The 16,190-nt window shown below is 43.3% G+C and carries 13 protein-coding genes and 1 other annotated feature; of the genes, 6 read left to right on the forward strand and 7 right to left on the reverse strand.

Annotation, left to right across the window (positions count from 1 at the left end):
• Positions 1–87, forward strand: a sequence feature (5S ribosomal RNA rRNA prediction is too short).
• Positions 88–225: 138 nt separating this feature from the next.
• A complete protein-coding gene (locus tag Xhom_RS05380; RefSeq protein ID WP_069317729.1) occupies positions 226–891 on the reverse strand; it encodes a GntR family transcriptional regulator in 666 nt (221 codons plus the stop codon).
• A gap of 368 nt (positions 892–1,259) precedes the next feature.
• Between Xhom_RS05380 and Xhom_RS05385 the strand changes: the two genes are divergently transcribed.
• The 4 genes from Xhom_RS05385 to Xhom_RS05400 are packed head-to-tail and all read left to right on the forward strand — an operon-like array spanning position 1,260 to position 6,708.
• Positions 1,260–2,510: an NRAMP family divalent metal transporter gene (locus Xhom_RS05385; protein WP_069317730.1), complete on the forward strand. Its 1,251-nt coding sequence runs from the start codon at positions 1,260–1,262 to the stop codon at positions 2,508–2,510.
• A gap of 10 nt (positions 2,511–2,520) precedes the next feature.
• Entirely contained in the window at positions 2,521–3,288 is a 768-nt protein-coding gene (locus Xhom_RS05390; RefSeq protein ID WP_069317731.1) for a LamB/YcsF family protein, read from the forward strand.
• A gap of 43 nt (positions 3,289–3,331) precedes the next feature.
• On the forward strand, positions 3,332–4,930 hold the full coding sequence (locus tag Xhom_RS05395) for a 5-oxoprolinase subunit B/C family protein (RefSeq protein ID WP_069317732.1): 1,599 nt from the start codon (positions 3,332–3,334) through the stop codon (positions 4,928–4,930).
• On the forward strand, positions 4,927–6,708 hold the full coding sequence (locus tag Xhom_RS05400; protein ID WP_198148722.1) for an ATP-binding protein: 1,782 nt from the start codon (positions 4,927–4,929) through the stop codon (positions 6,706–6,708). The genes Xhom_RS05395 and Xhom_RS05400 overlap by 4 nt, the downstream gene beginning before the upstream one ends.
• 258 nt (positions 6,709–6,966) lie before the next feature.
• Here the strand turns inward: Xhom_RS05400 and frdD are convergent, their stop codons facing one another.
• From frdD to frdA, 4 genes are read right to left on the reverse strand one after another with little or no spacing between them, the layout of a single operon-like run.
• A complete protein-coding gene (frdD, locus tag Xhom_RS05405; protein WP_069317733.1) occupies positions 6,967–7,320 on the reverse strand; it encodes a fumarate reductase subunit FrdD in 354 nt (117 codons plus the stop codon).
• 16 nt (positions 7,321–7,336) lie between these two features.
• On the reverse strand, positions 7,337–7,732 hold the full coding sequence (gene frdC / locus Xhom_RS05410; RefSeq protein WP_069317734.1) for a fumarate reductase subunit FrdC: 396 nt from the start codon (positions 7,730–7,732) through the stop codon (positions 7,337–7,339).
• A 14-nt stretch (positions 7,733–7,746) separates the two neighbouring features.
• A complete protein-coding gene (locus Xhom_RS05415; RefSeq protein ID WP_069317735.1) occupies positions 7,747–8,481 on the reverse strand; it encodes a succinate dehydrogenase/fumarate reductase iron-sulfur subunit in 735 nt (244 codons plus the stop codon).
• Positions 8,474–10,270, reverse strand: coding sequence for a fumarate reductase (quinol) flavoprotein subunit (frdA, locus tag Xhom_RS05420; protein WP_069317736.1), 1,797 nt, complete (start codon positions 10,268–10,270; stop codon positions 8,474–8,476). Before frdA ends, Xhom_RS05415 begins: the two co-directional genes overlap by 8 nt.
• Positions 10,271–11,161: 891 nt before the next feature.
• Here frdA and Xhom_RS05425 point away from each other — a divergent pair.
• Together Xhom_RS05425 and epmA are read left to right on the forward strand one after the other, a co-directional pair.
• Complete coding sequence (locus Xhom_RS05425; protein ID WP_069317737.1) at positions 11,162–11,470, forward strand: hypothetical protein; 309 nt, start codon at positions 11,162–11,164, stop codon at positions 11,468–11,470.
• A gap of 174 nt (positions 11,471–11,644) precedes the next feature.
• On the forward strand, positions 11,645–12,622 hold the full coding sequence (gene epmA / locus Xhom_RS05430) for an elongation factor P--(R)-beta-lysine ligase (protein WP_069317738.1): 978 nt from the start codon (positions 11,645–11,647) through the stop codon (positions 12,620–12,622).
• An 87-nt stretch (positions 12,623–12,709) separates the two neighbouring features.
• Here the strand turns inward: epmA and glpQ are convergent, their stop codons facing one another.
• Positions 12,710–13,786: a glycerophosphodiester phosphodiesterase gene (gene glpQ, locus Xhom_RS05435; RefSeq protein ID WP_069317739.1), complete on the reverse strand. Its 1,077-nt coding sequence runs from the start codon at positions 13,784–13,786 to the stop codon at positions 12,710–12,712.
• A gap of 574 nt (positions 13,787–14,360) precedes the next feature.
• Entirely contained in the window at positions 14,361–15,710 is a 1,350-nt protein-coding gene (gene glpT, locus Xhom_RS05440) for a glycerol-3-phosphate transporter (RefSeq protein ID WP_069317740.1), read from the reverse strand.
• Positions 15,711–16,190: the final 480 nt, after the last annotated feature.

Raw genomic sequence — 16,190 nt, forward strand, 5'->3', positions numbered from 1 at the left:
GTGGTCCCACCTGACCCCATGCCGAACTCAGCAGTGAAACGCCGTAGCGCCGATGGTAGTGTGGGGTCTCCCCATGTGAGAGTAGGGAACTGCCAGACAACACTTTTGCCCCAAAGCCATCCGGTTCCGGATGGCTTTTTGGCGTTTGGGGCGGTGATACCCGCGCATTTTATGCCCGCTTATTCCAGCGAATGGAATGAGAATAGATACCGTATTTAGGTTTTTTTATGGTATTTGGTTATTTTTACGCGTATAAGCGGCCAGTATCGCCCTTTCTGATAATTCCAAATAATCCTTCATTTTTTTAGCCGCCAGTTCATTTTCTCCCGAATTAAGCAGTTCCAGGATATGTGCATTTTTATCAATATAAGGTGCATACAAAAGTTCAGGATCATTCAAGATGCCAAAAGCCAGACGGAGTTCTGCGGAGATATTGTGATAGAAAGCGATTAACCTTTCACTATCAGTTAATTCGACGATCGCGGCATGGAAGCGCATATTTGCAGTTCCGGCACCAATCCAATCTTGCTGATCGCGGCATTGCTGGGCGACTTCAACGGCTTGTTTCATTTTGGCAACACTGGGATGCATTGGATAAGCCTGAGCCAAAGCCTGACACTCAATTAGCTGTCGAACCCGATAGATATCAATAATGGATGCAATATCCGGTGTTGCAACAAATACGCCCCGATTAGGTTCATGTTTCAGCAGCCCTTCTTGTGTAAGAAGGCGGAACACTTCACGTAACGTATTTCGTGAAATTTCAAGTTGTTCACTAAGCGCGGCTTCTGATAGTCGTTGTCCAGGTAATAACTCCCCAACAACCAGCTTATTTCTTATAGTTTCAGCAATTCTTTTGCTCAAAATCTGGGGAGAATGGTTTTTTTTCATAGTTATCCGTTAGGTTTAATGGCTGATAACAAACACCCTTCAAAGCGTATAAAAGCGAATCTTCACATATTCCCCGATAACCAGCAAGTTACAGTCCTTGAACCAATATGAGGCAATATTATTGTGCTTATTGCACCTAGATTGTGCATTTTGGCGATTAATTCAATGGAAAATGTTAATAAAGTGATCTTTATTGGATTTTTAGGATCAATAACACAATTCTATTTGCTTATTTCCTCATCAGATCTTATTTATTGTTCAACAATATATTCAGTTTAACCAAACAATTTTCTTTTTTAGTTCCACAATGGTACGGATATTGCTTAGAAAACAATAAATACAATAAAGATGATAGGGGAGAATAGCTTATGGCTATGCAGCAAACCGTAAAACAAGACACAGTAAATTTTGCATCAAATCGGCGTTCTTCTTTGATTGCTGCAGTTTTTTTGATGGCGACATCAGCGATTGGGCCAGGGTTTATCACTCAGACTGCGACATTTACGGCGACAATGGGAGCTGCTTTTGCCTTTGGTATTTTAGCCTCTATTTTGATCGACTTTGTGGTACAGCAAAATATTTGGCGAATTGTCACATTAACCAAAATGCAATCAGCTGATATTGCCAATGCTGCTATTCCAGGAAGTGGATATTTATTGGCTATTTTGGTGATTTTTGGTGGATTAGTCTTTAACGTCGGTAATATTGCGGGAGCTGGATTAGGGCTTAATGCCTTGATGGGGTTGGATCCAAAGTGGGGTGGATTATTCAGTGCACTGATGGCTATTTATATTTTTACCTCTCGTAAAGCGGGTGTCGCGATTGATCGTATTATCGTGATCTTGGGACTAATCATGATAGGAATGACCTTGTTTGTTGCGATAGTCTCCAACCCGCCAGTAGGAGAAGCCTTACGGCAAACCGTGCTACCGGATGAAATCAATTTTGCGACGATAACCACTATCGTGGGCGGAACTGTTGGTGGTTATATCTGTTATGCCGGTGCTCATCGTTTGCTGGATAAAGGTGCTGTAGGTATCGAAAACATCGAAGTCGTTTCTAGTGCAGCAACCAAAGGGATTTTGGTCGTTGGTTTGATGCGATATTTGTTATTTCTTGCCGTTTTGGGTGTGGTTGCCAGTGGCGTTACACTCGATGTTGCCAGTCAAACGGCAAATCCTGCTTCGCAAGCTTTTCAGGCAGCAGCCGGTGAATTTGGATTGCGCATTTTTGGTTTAATCGTTTGGGCTGCAGCAATTACCAGTATTATTGGTGCTGCTTATACCTCCATTTCTTTTGGCAGTGTCTTTCGAAAGCAATTTACAGAACGTCAGCGCAGTATAGCGACTTTATTCTTTATTGCCGCCTCGTTGGCCGTTTATCTCTTAATGGGAACACCGCCAGCCGCTTTATTGGTTTTCGCCGGTGGCTTCAACGGGCTTATTCTTCCTCTTGGTTTGACTATCTTTGTTTATGTTGGCTGGAAACGCGCGGATTTAATGGCGGGATATGTCTACCCACGTTGGTTGTTGTGGTCAGGTGTAGTTACTTGTGTGTTGACATGGTACATGGGTGCCATGTCTATCGATTCTATCTTTGAGTTTTTGAAATCAGCTTAAGGAAACCATCATGATAAAAACAATCGATTTAAATAGTGATCTCGGTGAAAGTTTCGGTCAATGGCGCATGGGAAATGATGAAGAAATACTGGGGATTGTCAGTAGCGCTAACGTTGCCTGCGGTTTTCACGCAGGAGATCCGGCGGGGATTTTACAGACATTGAAATCTGCACAAAAAAATAATGTGGCAATAGGTGCCCATGTTTCCTATCCCGATTTGGTTGGCTTTGGACGACGTAAAATGGATATCGCCAGCCATGAACTGACTGCGGACGTTATTTACCAGATCGGTGCCTTGCAAGGATTGGCTGTAGCCGCTGGCACTACAGTGAGTTATGTAAAACCTCACGGTGCGCTTTATAACACAATCGCAAATGATGAATATCAGGCGATTGCTGTCATTGAAGGTATTTTGGCGATTGATCCCAACCTCGCATTGGTTGGATTGGCGGGATCGAACATTCTCAAATTAGCTCAGGAGAGAGGGCTGCAAACCATTGCAGAAGCTTTTGCTGATCGTGCCTATACCTCACAGGGAGAATTAGTTTCCCGCCGTGAAGCGGGCTCTGTATTGCATGATGCAAATCTCGTTGCTCAACGTATGTTGCAGTTGGTGACAGAAGGAGGCGTTGAATCGATTGATGGCAGATTTACTCCGATTCAGGCGGATTCGATTTGCGTGCATGGCGACAGTCCTGGCGCGGTAGAGATGGCAAAACAGGTCAAAACCGTTTTGCAACAGGCGGGAATTACCATTCGAACATTTATTCATTCATGAGTATGGATCGCATTGATACGGTTAATTATTTAGGGAGATAGCCTTGCATTTTTTACCTGTTAACTGCAATACCATAATGGTTGAATTGAGTGGATTGGCAGAAACACTGGCCCTGCTTGATTCACTGAATATGTCACCTATTTTGGGGATTGAAGAAATTATTCCGGCAGCGAAAACTTTGATGATTCGTTTTCGGCCGACAAAAATATCAACCCGACAATTGGTGGCAGAAATTAGTAGTCGAGATTTGCAAGAGCGTGGTTATGCAATGGGAAAACGGATAGAAATTCCTGTGCATTACAACGGTGATGACCTCGCGCTGGTTGCGGAAATATTGGGATGTACTGTTCAGGAAGTCATTCATCAACATACCGAAAATGAATATACCGTAGCTTTTACTGGGTTTGCCCCTGGGTTTGCCTATATGGCATCGAATGCCTCCCAATGGAATATACCTCGTCGAGAAATACCTAGGACGCGTATTCCGGCGGGTGCTGTTGCACTTGCGGGGGAATTCAGCAGCATTTACCCACAAGCGAGTCCCGGAGGTTGGCAGATTATCGGTATGACAACCGAACGCATGTGGGATCTTTCCCGCTCATCTCCTGCCTTATTGCAACCGGGCTATCGCGTCAACTTTCGTAATGTTGGACAGCGTCCTACGACAGTCAGCTTGCCAGAAACGTCCATCAAGAACACGATTTCAGCACCAGAAACTGCGTGCTATTTGGAAATTCTGTCTGTGGGATTACAAACCTTGTTTCAGGACTTGGGGCGCCTTGGGCAATCAGGATTAGGGATCTCAGAATCCGGTGCGATGGATAAAAGTGCTCTGCGTAGTGCAAACCGTATAGTTGGCAACGCCTCCGATCAAGCCTGTCTGGAGATAGTGCAGGGCGGGTTTAAGGCGATGGTTCATGGACAGACGCTAATTGCGATTACGGGAGCATCATGCCCAATAAAGATAAAAACTACCTCGGGTGAAATATTCCATGTGAGTACTTACCAACCGATTGATCTGAACGATGGTGATGAAATTTCGTTGGGTACTCCTGATGCCGGAATGCGATCTTATTTGGCTGTGCGGGGAGGTTTTGTTGTTCCATCCGTCTTATCCAGTCACTCATTTGATACGCTGTCCAATATCGGGCCTGCGCCGTTGAAAGTACGTGATAAGTTAACCATCGGAGAAACTGCTTACTATACAGCAGTCTCTTTCTCTGAAACGCCCGCTTTTGCTATGCCTGATAAAGATGATGTCGTGGTATTAGATATCATATTTGGCCCCCGTACTGATTGGTTTACTCAAGAAGCGCTCGAATTATTGCTAAAACAGATTTGGCAGGTGACCCCTCAATCTAACCGAATTGGTTTGCGATTAAATGGTGAGTGCTCACTATCGCGTACTAAACAGCAAGAACTACCGAGTGAAGGAACTTGTATCGGGGCGATTCAAATTCCTGCCAGTGGTCAACCTGTCCTCTTTTTAGCTGATCATCCATTAACAGGAGGTTATCCAGTTATTGCCTCAGTAGCAGATTATCACCTTGATCTTGCCGGTCAGATCCCTATCAACGCCAAAATCCGATTTAACCCCATCCGCCCATTTCTTGAAATCCAAGGGAGTAAAGAGTTGCTATGAACACCACTGTGAATCATCTAAATAACAAACCTAAAAAAGTACTGATTGCCAACCGTGGTGAAATTGCCGTCCGTATTATTCGTGCCTGCTGTGATTACGGAATACAGACGGTCGCTGTCTATGCGGATGTTGATATCAACGCACAACATGTTCAATTGGCTGATGAGGCCTATGCTCTGGGTGGAAATAGCCCGACAGAAACTTACCTCAATATCCCTCGTTTACTGGATGTGGCAAAGCGGTCTGGGGCAACGATGGTGCATCCGGGATATGGTTTTTTGTCTGAACGTGCTGAGTTTGCCCGGGCAGTGATTGATGCTGGCTTAATATGGATTGGCCCTAATCCTGAAACTATTGATGAGCTGGGCGATAAGGTTAAGGCGCGTAAAATAGCTCAAAAAGTGGGTGCCCCTTTGGTGGTTGGGACATCAGAGCCAGTCAAAGAGGTACAAGAAGTTGTCGCTTTTGCGGAAAAACACGGTTTGCCGATCGCGATTAAAGCCGCATTTGGTGGTGGTGGGCGTGGATTGAAAGTGGCTTGGCGATTGGATGAAGTGGCCGAGCTTTATCATTCAGCCGTTCGTGAGGCGATAGCCGCATTTGGGCGAGGCGAATGCTTTATCGAGCAGTTTTTGGATAAGCCACGTCATATAGAAGCGCAAGTTATTGCGGATAAGCTGGGCAATGTTGTGGTGTTGGGAACCCGTGATTGTTCTTTACAACGCCGGAATCAGAAACTGGTGGAAGAAGCCCCGGCGCCATTCTTGATGCAAGAACAAAGAGAACAGATTCATCAGTCAGCAAAAGCGATTTGTGCGGAAGCCAATTATGTGGGCGCAGGTACGGTCGAATTTTTACTAAGTGCAGATGGAACCCTTTCTTTTTTGGAAGTAAATACTCGCTTACAAGTAGAGCATCCGGTAACGGAGGAAACCACGGGCATTGATCTGGTTATCGAACAGTTGAGGGTGGCGGAAGGCTACCCATTGAGCATCCAAGAAACGCCATCCCCAAGAGGCCATTCGTTTGAGTTTCGCATTAATGCGGAAGATGCAGGCAAAGGTTTTTTGCCTATTTCTGGAACGATCAGCGAATTTACCCCGCCTTCCGGTCCCGGAATTAGATTGGATTCCGGCGTGATAAGTGGCTCCACTATTCCTGCAACGTTTGATTCTCTGATGGCAAAATTAATTGTCACCGGAGCGACGCGTGAACAGGCCATTTCTCGTGCTCGTCGGGCATTAAAAGAATTCAAAATCCGAGGTGTGGAATCTGTATTACCTTTCCATCAAGCCGTAATGGAACATGCTGATTTTGTTTCCGGTGATGAATTTTGTGTCCATACCCGTTGGATTGAGACTGATTTTATCAATGAACTGGAAAGATTACCGCGCCAGTCTGTAACAGAAAGTCAGGGAGTTACGCGTACTTTTATTGAAATTGATGGTCGTCGGCATGAATTAGGATTGCCATCGGATTTATTGGCAGAATTGGCGCTAGCACCTGTTGGTGAGCAGAAACGCTTTCAGCCAACGATACAAGAGATACAAGAAAAGGTACCGACAGACCCCAGTCAGGTGAAAGCACCTATTTCTGGCATCTTGCATTCTTGGATAGTTCAAGAAGGTGAACAAGTTAATGAAGGTGATGTCATTGCTGTAATGGAAGCGATGAAAATGGAGGTACAGATCCATGCACACCGTTCAGGAAAAATCACATTCTGCGTTCAAGCGGGAGATTATCTAGATGTGGAGTGTGTTTTGGCAAATATCGGATAGGATGCTATAGGTTTATAAACGTTTGTTCTGGGTGTTTAGGTTTGGTACTCAGGCACCATAGCGGTTACTAATAATCTTTCTTGGCATGTTTTATGGTAAAAAAATATCTCAGAAGGCAGCTAATGAGTGTTTAGGAAAGGCGTTAGAACATCAGGATTTCACTGAAGCGCTTATCGCCATCAGATTCTTCGTTTTATCCAATAAACTAAGCCCACATTGAAGTGGGCTTTGCGTCAATGGATATTCTATCGGTGGTCATTACAGGGTAAAAACCCCAATCAAGGCCACAATACTTAAAATAGCCGCCGCACCATAAAAAACCCATTTACTGGCTGGGATATGGATTTTCAGATCGTGCATCCCGTGATGGATACGGTGCAATCCACACCACAGTGGCAAACTGATCATCAGCATCAAAAAGATGCGCCCGATAAAGCTTTGGCAGAATGTCAGGATACGCTCATAAGAAAGCGCTTCAGGTGCCAGACCAAAAGGTACCAAGATGCCCAGCAGTAGAACAATCGCCGGGCCAACAATGGCACTCCACATACCGCCGGCACCAAACAGACCCCAGAAAATCGGTTCATCGGAACGTTTAGGGACTTGATTCATCAGATCCTCCTTGGGGTTAAAAAAGTAGTGCTACGCTGAGAATGACGGCAGTCGCAATAATTGTGGTTGCCCACAGTAGTTTGATTATCGGCCCCGGTGCCATTTTCTCATTTTTGACAATGATATTGAGCGCCTTCGGAGCCAGTTCAAACCACGTTTTCGTATGCAGCAATGTTGCCAGCAGGGTGATGATATTGATCACCAGTACCACCGGGTTTTGCAGAAAAGAGACAAAATCTGCCCAACTCTCCGGGCCATCTTTCAGGGCAAACAAACCGTAAAGCACCAGCAAGCTGAACCAAACGGTAGGAACGGATGTACCTTCACGCAGCATATAGAAGCGATAAAAACCGAGTTTATGCCACCAATTAGCTTCCATGCCGCGCACGTAAGGTTTACGTTTTGTTGTCATTGCTCTCTCCTTCCTTATTGTGGTTTCAGCATAGAGATAAGGAAATCTTTGGCGCTTTCTGCCTTACTTTGCTGAATAGCACCCGCCGGATCGACATGCTTCGGACAAACTTCAGAGCAATAACCGACGAAAGTACAAGACCAGACCCCGTTATCGCTGTTGATTTGGGGCATACGTTCTTTCTTACCGCTATCGCGGCTATCTAGGTTATAGCGATGTGCCAGCGTGACTGCTGCGGGGCCAATGAACTCGGGATTCAGGCCGAATTGAGGGCAGGCAGCGTAACACAGGCCACAATTAATACATCCCGAAAACTGATGATATTTTGCCATCTGAGCCGGTGTCTGCACGTTCGGGCCATCCGCAGGTTTGCGATTGTTGCCGATAATATAGGGCTTGATTGCTTCCAGGCTCTCAATAAAGTGCGTCATGTCTACAACTAAATCCCTCTCAATCGGGAAATTACCCAGTGCTTCGATTTTCATCCCTTGTGCATAGTCACGCAGGAACGTTTTACAGGCCAGCTTGGGAACGCGGTTCACCATCATGCCGCAGGAACCACAGATTGCCATGCGACAAGACCAGCGATAGGAAAGATCAGGTGCCAGATTATCTTTAATGTAACCCAACGCATCCAACAATGAAGTCTGCTCATCGTAAGGTACTTCATAAGTAGCGAAATAAGGTTCGTTGTCGATTTCTGGGTTATAGCGCATGACTTCCATTTTCAGGTTTTTCATCTCAGCCATTCGCCTGCTCCTTCTGTTTTTTCTCTTGTGCCGCTGCTTCTCCACCATATACCCGCTTCGCCGGTTGAGATTTAGTGATCTTCACATCACTGTATTCCAAACGGGGGGCACCTTCCAGATTATAGAAAGCCAGAGTATGTTTCAGGAAATTTGCGTCGTCGCGTTCGGTACAGCTTTCATCAAGACGCTGGTGGGCACCACGTGATTCTTTGCGGTTCATGGCAGAATGCGCCATACACTCAGCGACATCCAAACTAAATCCCAGCTCGATGGTGTAGAGCAAATCAGTATTGAATACACTGGAACGGTCGGTAATTTCGATATGTTTGAAACGTTCTTTCAATTCGGCAATTTTGTCGATGGTTTTCTGCATCAGCTCAGGTGTGCGGTAAATACCACAGCCTTCTTCCATTGACGTTCCCAGTTCATCACGGATTTTCGCCCAATTCTCGCTGCCTTTCTGGTTCAGTAATTTATTGAATTTATCTTCGATGTCACGGGATTGGGCATTCAGTGCACTGTCATTGGCGGGTTGTACTTCCTGAATATGTTTGACGGCTTCTTCACCAGCCAGACGACCAAAGACAACCAATTCAGCCAAAGAGTTAGATCCAAGACGGTTTGCGCCATGCAAGCCAACGGAAGAGCACTCTCCAATGGCGAATAGCCCTTTGATACGGGTTTCACACTGTTGATTGGTTTCGATTCCACCCATGGTGTAATGCGCGGTTGGTCGAACAGGGATCGGTTCTTTGACCGGATCGACGCCAACATAGGCTTTTGCCAGCTCACAGATAAATGGCAAACGTTCGAGCAGTTTTTTCTCACCCAAATGGCGTAGATCAAGATGAACCACATCACCACGAGGAGTAGCGATAGTACGGCCAGCCTGCCATTCATGCCAGAAAGCCTGAGAAACTTTATCCCGTGGCCCCAATTCCATGTATTTATTTTCTGGTTGACCAAGAGGTGTTTCTGGCCCCATTCCATAATCCTGTAGATAGCGGTAGCCATCTTTGTTGACCAGAATACCGCCTTCACCACGGCAGCCCTCGGTCATCAAAATCCCTGATCCTGGCAAACCTGTTGGGTGATATTGCACAAATTCCATATCGCGCAATGGTACACCGTGGCGGAGTGCCATACCCATTCCATCACCGGTAACAATACCGCCATTGGTATTGTAACGATATACGCGTCCGGCCCCGCCGGTTGCCATAATGACTGCATTCGCGCGGATCTGAACTTTTGTGCCTTCCATCATGTTCAGAGCAACCAAACCGCGCGCTTGTCCTTCGTCTACCAGAATATCGAGCACAAAGTGCTCATCGAAACGCTGAATTTGGGGATATTTAAGAGAGGCTTGGAACAGAGTATGCAACATATGGAAGCCGGTTTTATCTGCGGCAAACCATGTACGTTCAATTTTCATGCCACCGAAACGACGTACGTTCACGGAGCCATCTTCCTTACGGCTCCACGGGCAGCCCCACTGTTCCAGTTGGATCATTTCTGTCGGGCAGTGTTTGACGAAATATTCAACCACATCTTGTTCACACAACCAGTCACCACCGGACACCGTATCGTTGAAATGAAAATCATAGGAATCGTGCGACTGAGTGACTGCTGCTGAGCCACCTTCTGCGGCCACAGTGTGGCTACGCATGGGATAAACTTTTGATATCAGCGCAATATTGAGATTGGGGTTAGCTTCAGCAGCCGCGATTGCTGCTCGTAAACCTGCACCACCCGCCCCAATAATTGCCAGATCAGTATTGAAAGTTTTCACTGCATTTCTCCATTGTTCAAGTGAATCATCAAGTGAAATTAATAAATTTACGTCAGAAGACCCAATGCATTATCACTCGTCACTTTCTTTATCCTTGCTATCTATGCAGCGACATTTTTTCTTGTTTGACAGAGTGTTATCGGTAAATCTTTTGTACCTTAATGAATTAGGAACATTATCCTTTACTTTTTATGTGGTTTAATTATAACGGATTGTGGAAAGGGTAAACTTGATATGGATGCGGGTTTTGCAGGGTTTTACTGATAAAATATGATCTTGTGCATGTTTTAACCTATTTGAAAATTACGTGCCAATATGAAGATAACTTCATCATTTTGGTTTATATAAAATGTAGTGTATATAAAAAAATATTAAATTAATTAATTCGTATAACGGTGATGTCTTTTATTATAAAGAAATTCATCTAATTAATATGTGAATTAAATAATATTTATTGATAAGTTAATAGGTTAATAAATATCTGGTGATTACTGTGTTTGCCGATTGATTTTTATAGATAAAAATAAAAATATGGCATGAGTATTAAAAAGGGGTAATTGTTTCCATTATTAATTTAATAGCCTAAAAATAAGATTTAATATCACGAATTATTTTTTGACAAAATAGTGTTTCCTGACTAACTTTTATATGTCTCTAATAGGTTTTCAGTTGTACCATAGTGGTAAGTGAATAACCTAAAATAACATAAATAATTATGTGGATTGGAGAGAGTTACACCAGTAATAAACTGAATTAACTTTTATTTATCTTATTGATTAATAGTAATATTTAATATATTGCTATGGTGCTTGATTTAAATGCTGATATCTATGTGGCAATCCTTTGTCTGTTTGTGTTTTTATATGAAAAATCTTTTTAAGGAGTATTGTTATGAGTAGTGATCAATCTTATTCTTTAAATGAAATTGAATATTATGGAAATGTAGAAATAATAGAATTGGAAACTTATCCCAGATTTGAAGCAACCTCAACTAATAATGTTAAAGTAACATTTAAAGATACTGAAGAAGAAGTATATACTGATTTTTATTTAGTAAGTCCTGACAAGCAAATAGAAGGAGTAGGGTTATACACAACATTATTGTTAGCTCTAATTCACCAGAGAAAGGTGTCACTGAAAACCAATGGATTTGTGGGGAAGCATCAGGAAAGATACATTGCAGGTGTTATCATCATATGATGAATAATTAATTTTTTATCAACGTGCAGCTAAAAAGTGTTGTAAAAGAATTTACTTGAGTATAGATATGGATATCTATATTTCTCAGTATAAATAAAGTGAAGGCAATGATTTGTCTGGTGGGCTTGATGCGGGTAAACTGCGCGTTTTGTTTTATTTTGGAGTCATAGGAATATGAACGAAGTCGCGGATTGGCAGCCAAGTGCCCCTATCGCCAATTTATTGAAAAGGGCGGAGATTCTAGCAGAAATACGGCGCTTTTTCGCAGAACGTGGGGTGCTGGAAGTTGAAACACCCGCGATGAGTCAAGCGACCATCACCGACGTCCATCTGGTTCCCTTCCAGACGCGCTTTGTCGGGCCGGGAGCGGCGGATGGTTTGACTTTGTACCTGATGACGAGCCCTGAATACCACATGAAGCGTCTGTTGGCGGCTGGAAGTGGTTCCATTTATCAGATGGGGAAAAGTTTCCGTAATGAGGAAGCGGGGCGTCATCACAACCCTGAGTTCACCATGCTGGAATGGTATCGGCCACATTACGACATGTACCGCCTGATGAATGAAGTGGATGATTTATTGCAGCAGATCTTGGATTGTGAAAGTGCTGAATCACTTTCTTACCAACAAGCATTTATTCGGTATCTGGAAGCCGATCCCCTTACTGCAAGCAAAGAGAAATTGCGTGAAGTGGCTGCAAAACTGGATCTGAGCAATATCGCTGATCACGAAGAAGATCGGGATACTTTGCTGCAACTGCTCTTTACTATGGGAGTGGAGCCTCATATCGGCATTGAGAAACCGACATTTATCTATCATTTTCCGGCATCCCAAGCGGCTTTGGCAGAAATCAGTAAAGAAGATCATCGTGTTGCCCAGCGCTTTGAAGTGTATTTCAAGGGTATGGAATTGGCGAATGGCTTCCGTGAACTCACGGATAGCTCGGAGCAACGACTGCGTTTCGAACAGGATAATCGTAAACGTGAAACGATGGGACTGCCTGTTCAGCCGATTGATGAATATTTGCTTCAAGCATTGGCATATGGGATGCCTGAATGTGCGGGAGTCGCTTTGGGGGTTGATCGTTTGATTATGCTGGCATTGGGGGCAGAAAGGATCAGTGAAGTGATCGCATTCCCAGTGGGAATTTCCTGATGTGAAGCGATGAATCGCATAGTTTTAATCTGATGTTGAACAATAAAGGGGACAACTTAAATGTCCCCTTTATGATTTGTACTAAACTTATTTATGCTCGTGATGTTCTTCCAAGAACTTCACCGCTAAATCAGGGAAATCGGTGAATGCGCCATCGACATCGGCTTTGTCGAAAACGATATCAAACAATTGCTTGCCGCTGGTGGCATATTTGGGCAGTTGATCGATACGGATAGTGTACGGATGTACCGCCAAATGACTGGCGTGTGCTTCTTTCACCATGCCGGTTAACTTGATGTTGTCCGGTGTAGAATCATTGTCGATAAGCATATGGTAATCAGGGCCAATGCCATCAGCATATTGCGCCACTTCTTTCATAGCACCCGGTTTAAACATCCAGTCATAACTATAATTTTGCCATGTGCCATCGGATTTTTGTTCGTAGGTTTCGTTCCAGTCGGTGTAAGCGATAAGCTGAATCAGTTTCAGATCCATTCCCAGTTTCGGCTCCAGCTCATTTTTGATGCGTTTCAGTTCATTGGCATCAAAACATTGCAGATAGACTTTGTCGCTTTTTTTGGTGTAACCATATTGTTTCAGAACTTCCAATACCTTGGTGGTAATATCCTTACCTTCTTGGCGATGGAACCACGGAGCCTTGATTTCAGGGTAGATACCAATATTTTTGCCAGTGGATTTGTTGAGTCCCTGAATAAACTCCAGCTCTTCCTGGAAGGTATGAATGCGGAAATCCGATTTTCCCATTGGGAAACGGTTTGAATAGCTTTGTTCTTTTTTACCATCCTTGATATCAAAGCCTTCGGTAAATTTCAGCGATTTGATTTCTGGTAAGGTGAAGTCAATGGCATAGTAGCGGCCATCGGCACGTGCACGGTTTGGAAAACGTTCTGCGACATCCGTTACGCGGTCGAGATAATGGTCATGCAATACGACCAATTCATTATCTTTGGTCATGACCAGATCTTGTTCGAGGTAATCAGCGCCCTGTGCATAGGCCATGGCTTTAGCTGGCAGGGTGTGCTCAGGTAGATAACCACTGGCCCCACGATGGGCGATAACAATCTTATCTTCTGCGTGTGCAATACCTGACATCGATGATGCTAACAGAATGCCTGCCATGATTGCTTTTATAGGGGTCTGCATTGGGATTCTCCATTTATGGTAATAAAGAACTGTAATAGAAAATTGTGGTAAAAATATTAAATAAAATTGATGTTATTTATTTTTTAGTTTTTTGGCAGAAGTCAGTTATTGTTTCGTGCCGTTTTATAGAAAAAAATAAATTAACACAATACCCTTCATCAATTTTATTCGTATCTTGTCACATTTTTATGACAGTGAAGCTGATTATCTAAACTTATTACTTATATTTTTTAGGGTTTAATACAATATAGCGTTCGACAGATAACGAAGGATGACATTGATTTTATTGACATGTTTATCATTCTTTTTGCTTCATAAAATAGCCGGGATTTAAATCATTTAAAAATTATCAAGTTAAAATGGATATGATGGAAAATCCATAATTCTTGTTATCTGATAGTAGAATAATATAAACAATAGAGCTTGTTATGAGTTAAATCGGTAGAACTTAGTAAATGGTAAATGATGCTGAAAAAATTGAATATGATTTTTTTACCCATTAACCGCAGCATTAAAAACAATACTGCGGTTAATTATGCATAATTATTACTGTGTTAGAATGGTAATTCACTGATTAGCTATTGCGAGCAATTTCCTGCTTGTGTTTATTTTCACTTAACATGACAAACAGAAGCAAAATGACGGCTAATACGCTACCACCGATCATAATCATAAAGCCACCATCCCAGCCGGTGAAGTCAACGGTGTAACCGACGATGGCACTGGCTGCCACTGAACCGCCTAAATAGCCAAACAAACCAGTAAAGCCTGCTGCTGTTCCGGCTGCTTTTTTCGGTGCCAGTTCAAGGGCGTGCAGACCAATCAGCATCACAGGGCCGTAAATCAGGAAGCCGATAACCAGCATACAAATCATATCGACATTCGGGTTACCTGCCGGGTTCATCCAGAATACGACAGTGGCGATAGTGACCAGTACCATAAAGAATACACCAGTGGCACCACGGTTGCCTTTGAACACTTTGTCAGACATCCAGCCACACAGCAGCGTACCCGGAATACCCGCATACTCATACAGGAAGTAAGCCCAAGATGATTTATCCAGTGCAAAATGCTTCACTTCTCTCAAATAAGTTGGTGACCAGTCGAGGATACCGTAACGCAGCAAATAAACGAATACGTTGGCAATCGCGATCATCCACAGCAATTTGTTAGGCAGGACGTACTGCATGAAAATCTCTTTTGCAGTCAGTTCCTTTTCATCTTGTTCAGTATAATCAGGTGGATAGTCATTTTTGTACTCTTCGATTGGTGGCAAACCACAAGATTGTGGCGTATCACGCATCAAAGCGAAGATGATTAACGCAACCAGTATGGCCGCGAATGCAGGCATATAAAGTGCGGCTTTCCAGTCATTGAACCACGCCATACCCAGCAAGAACAGCAGTGGAGGTAAACCACCACCAACGTTATGGGCACAGTTCCAGATAGAAACTATTCCACCACGCTCTTTTTGTGACCACCAATGAACCATAGTACGGCCACAAGGAGGCCATCCCATGCCTTGGAACCAGCCACACAAGAACAACAGGACAAACATAATAGCAATGCTTGATGTTGCCCATGGTACAAAGCCCATAAACAGCATCACGGCAGCTGCGAGTATCAAGCCAGCAGGCAGGAAAACACGGGGATTTGAACGGTCAGAGATGGAACCCATAATGAATTTTGAGAAACCATATGCGATTGAAATCCCAGATAAGGCAAAACCGAGGTCACCTCTGGAAAAACCTTGTTCTACTAAATAAGGCATTGCCAGAGCGAAGTTTTTCCTTACCAGATAATAGGCGGCATAGCCAAAGAAAATCCCCATAAAAATTTGCCAGCGCATACGACGATAGAAAGGATCTATTTCTTGCTCAGGCAACCGAGCCTTATGAGGCGCCGGCTTAAAAATACTTAACATATTTGTCTCCACGTGGCTTCTGTATGAGCGAATCACCACCGATGAGCAGTGATAGTATTAAACGAAAAAATTCAAACTAATTATTTTCTATATCGAATGTAATATTAGCTAAAACAGTCTAATGCAACTGTGAGGTATCGCTAACATATAGATATAATTTCGCAAAGACGTTAATTTTGAGCGATTTAGCAAATTATTAAAATAAATATTCTTCATATTATCGTGATGTTTGTCACAATAAATTGTTTGTTGTGCTGATTTTGTGTGTTTTAAGTTCGTTTTTGTTCTTTATCACACAAAAACTTATTATCAGGGAAATTTTTTTACCATCGTAACCATTTAAATGTATAAATATAACCCGCATAAATATAACCCTATATAAATGAGGATTAATAAGCTTAGTTTAATAAAGGTAATTTAATACATTGGTAGTGATGTTTTTTTGTTGTGGCTTTAATGGGTAACGTCATTTAAATTCTA

Source organism: Xenorhabdus hominickii (assembly GCF_002632725.1).
GTDB classification, from domain to species: domain Bacteria; phylum Pseudomonadota; class Gammaproteobacteria; order Enterobacterales; family Enterobacteriaceae; genus Xenorhabdus; species Xenorhabdus hominickii.

Bases quoted from the DNA above. Each gene is read 5' to 3' on its own strand.
- Xhom_RS05415 (WP_069317735.1), bottom strand. From the start codon at position 8,481: ATGGCTGAGATGAAAAACCTGAAAATGGAAGTCATGCGCTATAACCCA.
- glpQ (WP_069317739.1), bottom strand. From the start codon at position 13,786: ATGCAGACCCCTATAAAAGCAATCATGGCAGGCATTCTGTTAGCATCA.
- glpT (WP_069317740.1), bottom strand. From the start codon at position 15,710: ATGTTAAGTATTTTTAAGCCGGCGCCTCATAAGGCTCGGTTGCCTGAG.
- frdD (WP_069317733.1), bottom strand. From the start codon at position 7,320: ATGAATCAAGTCCCTAAACGTTCCGATGAACCGATTTTCTGGGGTCTG.
- Xhom_RS05425 (WP_069317737.1), top strand. From the start codon at position 11,162: ATGAGTAGTGATCAATCTTATTCTTTAAATGAAATTGAATATTATGGA.
- frdC (WP_069317734.1), bottom strand. From the start codon at position 7,732: ATGACAACAAAACGTAAACCTTACGTGCGCGGCATGGAAGCTAATTGG.
- Xhom_RS05385 (WP_069317730.1), top strand. From the start codon at position 1,260: ATGGCTATGCAGCAAACCGTAAAACAAGACACAGTAAATTTTGCATCA.
- Xhom_RS05380 (WP_069317729.1), bottom strand. From the start codon at position 891: ATGAAAAAAAACCATTCTCCCCAGATTTTGAGCAAAAGAATTGCTGAA.
- Xhom_RS05390 (WP_069317731.1), top strand. From the start codon at position 2,521: ATGATAAAAACAATCGATTTAAATAGTGATCTCGGTGAAAGTTTCGGT.
- Xhom_RS05400 (WP_198148722.1), top strand. From the start codon at position 4,927: ATGAACACCACTGTGAATCATCTAAATAACAAACCTAAAAAAGTACTG.
- epmA (WP_069317738.1), top strand. From the start codon at position 11,645: ATGAACGAAGTCGCGGATTGGCAGCCAAGTGCCCCTATCGCCAATTTA.